The 11071-nt window shown below is 43.5% G+C and carries 10 protein-coding genes; 9 read left to right on the top strand and 1 reads right to left on the bottom strand.

Annotated features, from left to right (window positions below; all coding sequences use genetic code 11):
• Positions 1-207 precede the first annotated feature (207 nt).
• The 9 genes from urtA (at position 208) to A3K93_RS13155 (ending at position 9132) form a co-directional block, all read left to right on the top strand.
• Positions 208-1446 (top strand): urea ABC transporter substrate-binding protein, encoded by a 1239-nt coding sequence (gene urtA, locus A3K93_RS13195; RefSeq protein ID WP_067731622.1) that lies wholly within the window; start codon positions 208-210, stop codon positions 1444-1446.
• Between the two features lie 81 nt (positions 1447-1527).
• Positions 1528-2448: an urea ABC transporter permease subunit UrtB gene (urtB, locus tag A3K93_RS13190; RefSeq protein WP_067731621.1), complete on the top strand. Its 921-nt coding sequence runs from the start codon at positions 1528-1530 to the stop codon at positions 2446-2448.
• A 17-nt stretch (positions 2449-2465) separates the two neighbouring features.
• The gene (urtC, locus tag A3K93_RS13185) at positions 2466-3629 is read left to right on the top strand and encodes an urea ABC transporter permease subunit UrtC (protein ID WP_067731620.1); all 1164 of its coding nucleotides are present in this window, start codon (positions 2466-2468) and stop codon (positions 3627-3629) included.
• Complete coding sequence (gene urtD / locus A3K93_RS13180; RefSeq protein WP_067731619.1) at positions 3626-4384, top strand: urea ABC transporter ATP-binding protein UrtD; 759 nt, start codon at positions 3626-3628, stop codon at positions 4382-4384. Before urtC ends, urtD begins: the two co-directional genes overlap by 4 nt.
• Positions 4385-4396: 12 nt before the next feature.
• The gene (gene urtE, locus A3K93_RS13175) at positions 4397-5095 is read left to right on the top strand and encodes an urea ABC transporter ATP-binding subunit UrtE (RefSeq protein WP_067731618.1); all 699 of its coding nucleotides are present in this window, start codon (positions 4397-4399) and stop codon (positions 5093-5095) included.
• A gap of 226 nt (positions 5096-5321) precedes the next feature.
• Positions 5322-6365, top strand: a complete 1044-nt coding sequence (locus tag A3K93_RS13170; protein ID WP_067731617.1) for an aliphatic amidase — start codon at positions 5322-5324, stop codon at positions 6363-6365.
• A gap of 25 nt (positions 6366-6390) precedes the next feature.
• Entirely contained in the window at positions 6391-7515 is a 1125-nt protein-coding gene (locus A3K93_RS13165; protein ID WP_067731616.1) for an AAA family ATPase, read from the top strand.
• A 31-nt stretch (positions 7516-7546) separates the two neighbouring features.
• A complete protein-coding gene (gene fmdA, locus A3K93_RS13160; RefSeq protein WP_067731615.1) occupies positions 7547-8725 on the top strand; it encodes a formamidase in 1179 nt (392 codons plus the stop codon).
• 110 nt (positions 8726-8835) lie between these two features.
• A complete protein-coding gene (locus tag A3K93_RS13155; protein ID WP_067731614.1) occupies positions 8836-9132 on the top strand; it encodes an FmdB family zinc ribbon protein in 297 nt (98 codons plus the stop codon).
• Between the two features lie 57 nt (positions 9133-9189).
• Here the strand turns inward: A3K93_RS13155 and parE are convergent, their stop codons facing one another.
• Positions 9190-11070: a DNA topoisomerase IV subunit B gene (gene parE / locus A3K93_RS13150; protein WP_067731613.1), complete on the bottom strand. Its 1881-nt coding sequence runs from the start codon at positions 11068-11070 to the stop codon at positions 9190-9192.
• Position 11071 lies beyond the last annotated feature (1 nt).

Genomic DNA, 11071 nt, shown 5'->3' with positions numbered 1-11071 from the left:
GACATCAAAATATTCATAAATATTTGGTCTTTAAAGCAAAATCTATGCCCAGCCTATCAGCATCTAAAAATAATTCTGCTTGTCGGCATATACGTAAAGTGACGTATATGCTCATTTTTTAACTCCCCTTAGGCTTAAGCCATACCAAGCGCAATACAAACATAAAGCGCAAAATTCAATCAAATTTGATTCGACAGGGGAAAACGCATGACCATCAAAGCAAAAATCAAAACATCAGGATTACTTGCAGGTGTACTTGCAGTACCGTTTTTACTTGCACCAATGCTGACAAATGCCAGCGTTCCTGCAACCGCTAAAGTGAATACAACCAAGCTCAAAGTTGACGATAAATTTGTTTACGTCGGTCAGTTGCACTCTGCAACCGGTACGATGGCGATTTCTGAAACTGGTTCAATTCAGGCAGAACGCTTAGCCATTGAGCAGATTAACAAGCAAGGAGGTGTCCTCGGTCGCCAGATCAAAATCATTCAGGAAGACGGCGCTTCTGACTGGCCAACATTTGCAGAAAAGGCACGTAAACTTTCTGAAAAAGACCGCGTTGCTGCGATTTTTGGTTGTTGGACATCTGCATCTCGTAAAGCAGTGCTGCCAATTATTGAACGCAATAACTCATTGCTGTACTACCCAACATTCTATGAAGGTTTAGAGCAGTCTAAAAACGTAATTTATACCGGTCAGGAAGCAACTCAACAGGTACTTGAGGCACTGAACTGGTTATCTTCAGTGAAAAAAGCTAAGACCTTCTACCTGATTGGTTCTGACTATATTTGGCCACGTACCACAATGAAAATTGCACGTACGCACATCGAAAAAGTATTGAAAGGTAAAGTGGTTGGCGAAGAGTACTACCCTCTAGGTCACACTCAATTCGGCTCACTCATCAACAAGACCAAACTGAAAAAACCTGATGCAATCTTCGCTGCTGTTGTGGGTGGTTCAAACGTATCGTTCTACAAACAAATGAAAGCTGCAGGTGTAACAGGTGACAAACAAACTCTGCTTACTCTTTCTGTAACTGAAGATGAGTTGCTTGGTATTGGCGGCGAAAACATGAAGGGCTTCTACTCTTCAATGAAATATTTCCAAAGTCTAAACAACCCGAACAACGCAGCTTTCGTCAAAGCATTCAAAGCGAAATATGGTCCTAAAGCAGTCATCGGTGACGTAACACAAGCGGCTTACTTAGGCCCATGGTTATGGAAAGCAGCAGTTGAAAAAGCAGGTAGCTTCGATGTTGCTAAAGTCACAGCAGCATCTAAAGGCTTGGAAATGAAAACTGCGCCTGAAGGCTACGTGAAAATCGACCCGAACCATCACTTATGGAGCAAATCACGTATTGCTGAAGTGCAAACTAACGGTCAATTCAAAGTGGTTTACGAATCTAAAAACTTAATCAAACCAAACCCATTCCCTAAAGGTTACTAATTTAACAGCCACATGATCAGGGGAAGTCCATTCTCCTGATCTTTTTATTCCACACAATTTTAAAGCTTGGAGGATGATGCGATGGATATTTCATTTGCTGAATTCGGTGCAATATTTGCCATGCAAGGCTTTAATGGTCTTTCTGTGTTCTGTGTGCTGTTACTGATGGCACTCGGCCTTGCAATTATCTTTGGGCAAATGGGCGTGATTAACATGGCTCACGGTGAATTTCTGACCATTGGTGCCTACACAACCTTTTTCATTTCAACCTTAACTGAAAGTTTGTTCCCACAACTTTTACCGTATTACTTCCTCATCGCCATCATTGCAGCATTCCTCACTGCAGGCATTATTGGCTACATGGTCGAACGGCTGATGATCAGTCGGCTCTATCAACGGCCACTTGATACGCTCCTTGCAACATGGGGCTTAAGTCTCATCATGCAACAGCTTTTCCGTTCAATCTTTGGTCCTAAAGAAGTCAGCCCTACCCTGCCAGATTGGCTGATGGGTTCGTACCAACCGACTGAAACTATTGATATTCCAATTAACGGTTTGTTCTTAGTGGGTGTAACACTCACAGTAACAGCTTTCGTTTACTTCCTGATTTATCGCTCTCGTTGGGGTTTACAACTGCGTGCAACCAACCAAAACCGCTTTATGAGTGGCGCGGTGGGGATCAATACCAAACGTGTAGATAGTCTGACTTTTGCACTGGGTTGTGGCCTTGCTGGGATCGCGGGTGCAGCATTCACAACAATCGGTTCTACAGGTCCAACTGCAGGCTCACTTTATATCGTAGATACCTTCTTAGTTGTGGTCTTTGGTGGCGCAGCAAGTTTATTGGGTACTGTGGCATCGGCATTCAGTATCGCGCAAGCACAATCAGTATTGGAGTTCTTCCTCTCAGGTTCTGTAGCAAAAGTGATTACTTTGGCGACTGTGATCATCATCTTGATGTTACGTCCTCAAGGTCTCTTCTCAATCAAAGTTCGTAAATAGGATTCAGGAGAGATACAATGAAAAATTTAGCAAATGCATTTTTTGGTGGTAAAGAAGGAGCAATTGGACTTGCGATTCTGGCAGTTCTCATCCTTCTGGTGATGCCAATGTTCTTAGATATTTTCCGTCTGAATTTGATGGGTAAATATTTAACTTTCGCTTTCGTGGCAATTGGTCTTGTACTCTGCTGGGGGCATGGCGGTATCTTAAGTTTAGGTCAAGGGATCTTCTTCGGGATCGGTGGCTACTGTATGGCTATGTTCTTAAAGCTAGAAGCTTCAGACATGCAAAGTACGGCAGCACAAACCACACCGGGTATTCCAGACTTTATGGACTGGAACCAAATCACCAGTCTGCCAATGTTTTGGGAACCCTTCCATAGCTTTGGCTTCACCCTGTTTGCCATCATTATTATTCCTATTTTGCTTGCCTTTATCATTGGTTTTGCGATGTTTACCCGCCGTGTTGGTGATGTCTACTTCTCAATCATTATGCAAGCGATCGTAGCCATATTGACGATTCTGATTATTGGTCAACAAGGTTTCACAGGCGGTATTAACGGGATTACAGACCTTAAAACATTACATGGCTGGGACATCCGTACAGACGAAGCAAAATACGTGCTTTACTACATCAATGCCCTACTGTTAATTGCAGTGATCATGATTAGTCGTTTTGTCCTCAGTTCTAAACTCGGTCGTCTCCTCTCTGCAATGCGTGACAAAGAAGAACGTGTACGTTTCTCGGGTTATGACGTTGCAATGTACAAAGTGTTCATCTTCTGTTTTGCAGCGGTTGTCTCTGCAATCGGTGGTGCGATGTTTACCCTACAAGTGGGCTTTATGTCACCAACGATTATCGGCATTGTGCCTTCTATTGAGATGGTGATTCTTGCTGCTGTCGGTGGTCGTTTATCTCTGATTGGCGCTGTTTATGGTGCTGTACTTGTGAACCTGGGTAAAACTTACTTCTCTGAAGCATTCCCAGAACTGTGGTTGTTCTTACTCGGTGGTCTATTCATCTTCGTGGTGATGTTCCTTCCAAATGGTTTGGCTGGTGTTTATGAAAAATATGTTCGTCCAATCTTCCTGAAAAAGAAAGTGGCTGACAAACCTACCCCACCACCTGCCAACGACCCTGAAGATATCCAAGACCCAGTTGTAGAAGGAGGTGTCAAATGAGTAAAGTCGGTGTAGAAATGGCGAAACCTGTCCTTGTCATTGAAGATCTCACAGTTTCGTTTGACGGCTTCAAAGCCGTCAGCGACCTCAACTTCTACTTGGACAAAAACGAAGTACACGTGGTCATTGGACCAAACGGTGCAGGTAAAACCACCGTGCTGGATTTAATCTGCGGTAAAACCAAAGCTACCTCAGGCACGATTAAATTCAACGATATCGAACTCACCAAACTCAAAGAGTTTGACATTGTGCGTAAGGGTGTCGGACGCAAATTCCAAAACCCAAATATCTACGAAAACCTCTCGGTCTATGACAACTTAGAAATGTCATTCCCGCGTGGTCGTAATGTCTTTGGTGCGCTGTTCTTTAAACGTACCAAAGACGTTGAAGACCGAATCAATGAAGTCGCGGGGATGATTTTCCTGACTGACTTACTCGATACGCCAGCAGGCCTGCTGTCTCATGGTCAAAAGCAATGGCTCGAGATTGGCATGTTACTCATGCAAGATCCTGAACTTTTAATGCTCGATGAGCCTGTGGCAGGCATGAGTGTCTCAGAGCGTGAACAGACCGCGCAACTTTTGAAAAAAATCAGCCAAGGACGTTCAGTGCTCGTAATTGAGCACGATATGGAATTCGTTAAAACCATTGCAGACAAAGTTACCGTTCTTCACCAAGGCAAAATCTTGGCAGCAGGAAAAATGGACGATGTTCAAAATGATCCAAAAGTGATTGAAGTCTATCTAGGACACTAAGGAGGAAGCCATATGAGCGGATTATTCGAAATAAATTCTTTGTGTTCAGGTTATAAACAAAGTCAGGTCATTCACGATCTTGATATTAAAATTCAGCCCAAAGAAATCGTTGCGATCATGGGGCGTAACGGTATGGGTAAAACCACCCTGTTCAAGACTTTGATCGGTGATATTAAAAATACCAAAGGTGAAATCAAGCTGGATGGTAAGAATATCGAAAAACTTGATCCTTACCAGCGTGTTGAAAACGGTGTCGCGTATGTGCCGCAAGGTCGTATGATTTTTTCGACCATGTCCGTACTTGAGAACATACAAACAGGTTTACCTGCTTCTGCTCACGGTAAAGTGCCTGATGACCTCTATGAGCTCTTCCCTGTACTTTGGGATATGCGTAAACGTAAAGGCGGTAACTTATCGGGTGGTCAACAGCAGCAGCTTGCGATTGCACGTGCTTTGGCAACCAACCCTAAAGTGCTGCTTCTCGATGAACCAACCGAAGGGATCCAACCTTCGATCATCAAAGACATCGCCAAAACCTTAAAAGAGATCCGAGATAAACGTGATTTAACCATCGTGGTTTCTGAACAGGTCTTAAGTTTCACTATGGCGATGGCAGATCGTTTTCTGGTGATTGATAAAGGACGTTTTGCTTATGAAGATGTCCGTGCCAATGTCGATGAGCAAACCATCAGTAAATTCTTATCGGTGTAATAACGATAAAACTCTCCACATTTCCCCTGATTAATCAGGGGATTTTTTACCAAAAAATAAAAAATAGATGCTTTTTTATACTTTTTTATTTGAATGAAAAATCACGTTTAATAATTAGACAAATAGACGTCCCTATATACGCAATTCAACGTATTTTTCAAAACTCCTTTTCACGCGACACTCTCTGCATAGATTGATTTAGATGTAAAAAGTTGGAGAAAGTTAAATGCGTCACGGTGATATCTCAAGCAGTCCAGATACAGTGGGTGTTGCGGTTGTAAACTACAAAATTCCTCGTTTACACACCAAAGCAGAAGTTCTTGAGAACGCAAAAAAAATTGCTGAAATGTTGAAAGGGATTAAACAAGGTATTCCAGGTATAGACCTGATTGTTTTCCCTGAATACAGCACCATGGGCATTATGTACGACCATGATGAAATGATGGCAACAGCTGCCACCATTCCAGGCGATGAAACTGCAATTTTCTCTCAAGCATGTATTGAAGCAAATGTATGGGGCGTGTTCTCTATTACAGGTGAACAGCACGAAGAACACCCAAACAAAGTACCTTATAACACTTTAATTTTAATCAATAACAAAGGCGAAATCGTTCAGAAATATCGCAAAATTATTCCATGGTGCCCAATTGAAGGCTGGTGCCCTGGTGATACGACTCACGTTACTGAAGGTCCTAAAGGCATCAAAATGTCACTGATCATCTGTGATGACGGTAACTATCCTGAAATCTGGCGTGACTGTGCCATGAAAGGTGCTGAACTTGTCGTTCGTTGCCAAGGTTATATGTACCCGGCTGCTGAACAGCAAGTGAATATGTCTAAGAGTATGGCATGGGCAAATAATGTCTATGTTGCAGTCGCGAACTGTACCGGCTTCGACGGCGTTTACACATACTTCGGTCACTCATCTGTAATTGGCTTCGATGGTCGTACCCTCGGTGAATGTGGCACAGAAGAAAACGGCATCCAATACGCGCAATTATCCCTACACGAAATTCGTGATGCACGTAAATACGACCAATCACAAAACCATTTATTCAAACTCCTACACCGTGGTTACACCGGCGTTCATACCAACGGTGATGGTGATAAAGGTGTTGCAGACTGCCCATTCGATTTCTACAAAACTTGGGTCTTGGATGCACAAAAAGCACAAGAAGATGTGGAGAAGATTACACGCTCTACTATTGGGGTTGCAGAGTGCCCAATCGGCAACTTACCTCATGAAGGCTTAGAAAAAGAAGCATCTTAATTAAATTGTGTAGGAGGTACTCAACATGACATTTGCCAGTGACCGCATCAGTGCTAACCAAGAAACTTTGGTCAAGCAACGTTACGAGATGCAAAGCAAAGAACGTATTGCACGTACCTCTCGCTTTAGTTTTGATCCGGATTTGGTCATGCAGCATGTGCGTGACCGAATCATTGGACAAAGTGAAGCATTGGACGAAATTGAAAATATGCTGGTGACGGTTAAAGCTGACTTCAACTCACCCAATCGACCGCTTTCAGTCACGTTAATGCTCGGTCCTACAGGTGTTGGTAAAACCGAAACTGTACGCCTGATTGCAGAAGCCATTCACGGTAAACCTGATGCTTTTTGCCGAATTGATATGAACACGTTGGCACAAGAGCACTATGCTGCGGCCCTCACAGGTGCGCCTCCAGGTTATGTCGGCTCTAAAGAAGGCAATACATTATTTGATGAAGCGGCTATTCAAGGCAGTTTTACCAAACCCGGCATTGTATTGTTCGATGAAATTGAGAAAGCCAGTACTGAAGTGATTCGTGGTCTGCTCAATGTATTAGAAACAGGCACCTTAAAGCTCACTGCGGGCACTAAAGTTCTCGACTTTAAAAACTGCATGATCTTTATGACCAGTAACGTCGGTGCGAAAGATGCTCAGGCACGTTTAAAACAACTGGCGAAACTACCAAAACCACTGCAAAAACTGGCACGTTTCAGCAAGCTGGATGACAGCGAAATCACCAATAAAGCACTGCATAAAAAGTTTGATCCTGAGTTTTTAAACCGTATCGAACGAATCTTGCATTACCAAGCAGTCGAAGCTGACTTTGCAGGCACATTAGTCGATTTAGAAGTTGAGAAACTCAATCAGCGCCTACGTAAACAAAGTCGAACCATCGAACTGACCGCAACAGCCAATGCATTTTTATCGACTGGACATGATGTCCGATTTGGCGCACGCGGACTAGGACGTCGTTTCCGTGTTTTGGTTGAACCAAAATTAGCCAAGTTTTTTATCCAACACCCTGAAGCAAGTCACATCATTATTGATTGTGATGCCCAAGGAATAAATGTCTGTGCCATTGAGCATGTCAAGGAAGTTCAAGACAATACTTCACACAACAATGGTACAGACGATAACAGCAAAAACTAAATTTATTTGACCTCACATAGGGGATGGGAACATGCAACACATCAAAATTAAACCGGGGGTTCCGCTGGCTGAACAAGCGGAGATTGGTCATAACCGTTGGCATCCGGATTTGCCATTTTTGACTTCTGTAAAGCCAGGGGAAGAGATTCTGATTGAAAGTTTGGACTTCCTTGATGCCCAAATTAAAGATACAGATGATGTTTCTGATGTTAAGAATGTCGATTTAACACGTGCACATCCACTGACAGGACCGTTCTATGTCGAAGGTGCTGAACCAGGTGATTTGCTGGTCATCGACCTACTCGACATTCAGCCAATTTCTGATGTTGGTTTCTCTGGTGTATTTGCTAAAGAAAATGGCGGTGGTTTCCTCGCGGATTATTTCCCTGAAGCAGACAAAGCGATTTGGGATTTAAAAGGTTTATTTGCAACTTCACGTCACATTCCAGGTGTTCGTATTGCAGGTTTAAAACATCCAGGTTTGATGGGTACCCTGCCTTCTCATGACTTATTGAAAGAATGGAACCGTCGTGAAGCACTGCTTGTTCCTAAAGGTCAAGCAAACCCACCTGACCCACGTACAGCCGTACTTCGCGGTGTAACGGGTGCTGAATTTGATCGTATGGCGGCAGAAGCTGCACGTACTGTTCCACCGCGTGAACACGGTGGTAATACTGATATTAAAGACTTGGCTGCAGGTAGCCGAATCTACTTCCCTGTTTACCAAAAAGGTGCAGGTTTCTCGATGGGTGACCTTCACTTCTCACAAGGTGATGGCGAAATCGGTTTCTGTGGTGCCATTGAGATGGACGGTGTAACCCGTGTTGGCTTTGACCTTATCAAAGGCGGTATGGCGAAATACAACATCGATTCTCCAATCTTTGTGCCAAGTAATGTCAAACCAAACTATGACCAATGGTTAACGTTTGAAGGTATTAGCGTTGAAAATGACGTGAACTACTACTTAGATGCAACCGTTGCCTACCGTCAAGCATGTTTGAAAGCAATTAAATACTTAGAAAACTTCGGTTTCACAGGTTCACAAGCTTACATGCTTTTAACCGCTGCACCTGTTGAAGGTCGTATCGGTGGGATCGTAGATATTCCAAACTGTGCATGTACGGTGTCTTTACCAACATCGATCTTTGAGCAAGATATCTTGCCGAAAGGTGCACTGAATGACGATAAATTCTGGGGGAGAAAACGTTAAGCTTTAAATTGTTGTTTTTAACTTGAGCTTCGCACCGAGTAGCCATCAACCCAAAGCCTTCGGCTACTCGGCTTTTTAATTCTAAACCTTCGTCATTGAGGAGTACAGAAATGCCGTTATATGATTTCCGCTGTGAACATTGCGAAGGGATTTTTGAACAACGTGTACCGATTGCACGCATTTCAACGGATACCATTGAATGCCAATACTGCAAACAACAAACTTTGGCAAAACCGATGATTACAGGTCATCAGCAAATTAATATGAAAACAAAATGGCGACCATCTTCTGGTGCTGAACAGCTTGCTGGCCCACTGGTTGAGGGTCCGGGCACCAATAAAAATAGCGCACGCAGCTCGGTTTTACATAATTGCCGCGGCGTAAATTGTTCTTTATGCGATGTCTAATTCTGAATATAAAAAAGCCCGCATTGTGCGGGCTTTTTTATCTAAACCATTACGCTTTTAAACCACTAAATCGGCCAAATTACCTTTTTGCTCTAACCAGTCTTTACGATCGCTGGCACGTTTTTTCGCAAGTAACTTATCCAATAAACCTGAAGTAAATTGCAAGTCGTCTAAATCGAGCTGTACAAGACGGCGGGTATTTGGATCAAGTGTAGTTTCACGCAGTTGACTGGCATTCATTTCACCTAAACCTTTAAATCGTGTGATTTGCGGATTTTTGGTTTTACATTTTTTCAAAATGCCATTTAGTTCGTCTTCATCCAATGCGTAATGGACATCTTTGTTGTCATCGATACGGAATAACGGTGGCATCGCCACGAACAAATGCCCTTCCTCAACCAACGCAGGGAAATGTTTCACGAATAACGCACACAGCAAGGTCGCAATATGCAGACCATCCGAATCGGCATCGGCAAGAATACAGATTTTGCCGTAACGCAGTTCTGATAAATCATCTGAACCTGGATCGACACCAATCGCAATCGCAATGTTATGCACTTCCTGAGAAGCTAAAACTTCATCTGAAGAGACTTCCCACGTGTTTAAAATCTTACCGCGAATCGGCATAATCGCTTGGAAGTTTTTATCACGCGCTTGTTTTGCCGAACCACCCGCAGAATCCCCTTCCACAATAAACAGTTCAGATTGATCCAGCTCATGCCCGACGCAATCTGACAATTTACCCGGTAAGGTTGGCCCTGCAACAATCTTTTTACGTTCTACTTTTTTCGCTGCTTTTAAACGTCGACCCGCTTTGGAAATTGCCATTTCTGCCAATTGCATGGCAATGTCAGAATTTTGATTCAGCCACAGTGCAAAGGCATCTTTAGCAATATTTTGAACAATGCCTGAGGCTTCACGACTTGAAAGACGTTCTTTGGTTTGACCTGAGAATTGCGGTTCCTGGAATTTGAGTGACAAGATATAGTTCACGCCATCCCAGACATCTTCTGCTGAGAGTTTCATATTACGTGGCAATAAATTACGTAATTCGCAGAACTCACGCATCGCATCGGTCACGCCCGAACGTAAACCGTTGACATGTGTACCGCCTTGCGCAGTTGGAATCAAGTTCACATAGGATTCTTGAATACTTTCACCGCCTTCGACATTCCAACAAATGGCAAACTCAGCGCTGGCACGCTCTGCTTCACCGGTTGCGACAAAAGCAGGCGCAGGAATAATTTCACGGTCTTGGAGTTCATCCATCAAATAGTCAACCAGACCATTTTCAAACTGCCATGTGATCTTCTCATCATTGATTTGATCGACATAGTTAATTTGTAGACCCGCTGCAAGTACGGCTTTAGCTTTTAAATTATGTTTAAGGGCTTTCAGTGCGAATTTCGGTGAATCGAAATATTTTGCTTCTGGCCAGAATTGTACGGTAGTACCAGTTGCTCGTTTGGCGCATTTGCCTTCCAACACTTCAAGTGGCCCTGTCGGTTCACCGTGTTCAAAGGCCATTTTATAAAGGTTACCCTGACGCTGTACCGCGACTTCAACACGTGTCGATAATGCGTTGACAACCGAAATACCTACGCCATGCAAACCACCTGAGAATTGGTAGTTATCGGTACTAAACTTACCACCGGCATGCAGCTTAGTCAGAATAATTTCGATACCGCTTTGTCCATATTCAGGGTGAATATCGACTGGCATACCACGACCGTTGTCTTCCACAGACAATGAGCCATCTTTATACACCGTGACGGTAATTTTGTTGGCATGCCCTGCAAGTGCCTCATCGACAGCATTATCAATCACTTCCTGCGCCAAATGGTTCGGACGAGTGGTATCGGTATACATACCCGGACGACGACGTACCGGATCCAGACCTGATAAAACTTCAAGAGATTGAGCCGTATATTGAGACACG

It is taken from the genome of Acinetobacter sp. NCu2D-2, from assembly GCF_001647675.1.
Lineage (GTDB): Bacteria > Pseudomonadota > Gammaproteobacteria > Pseudomonadales > Moraxellaceae > Acinetobacter.
Note: the sequence above shows the minus strand (reverse complement) of the source record. Positions and strands in the feature narration are given on the sequence as shown.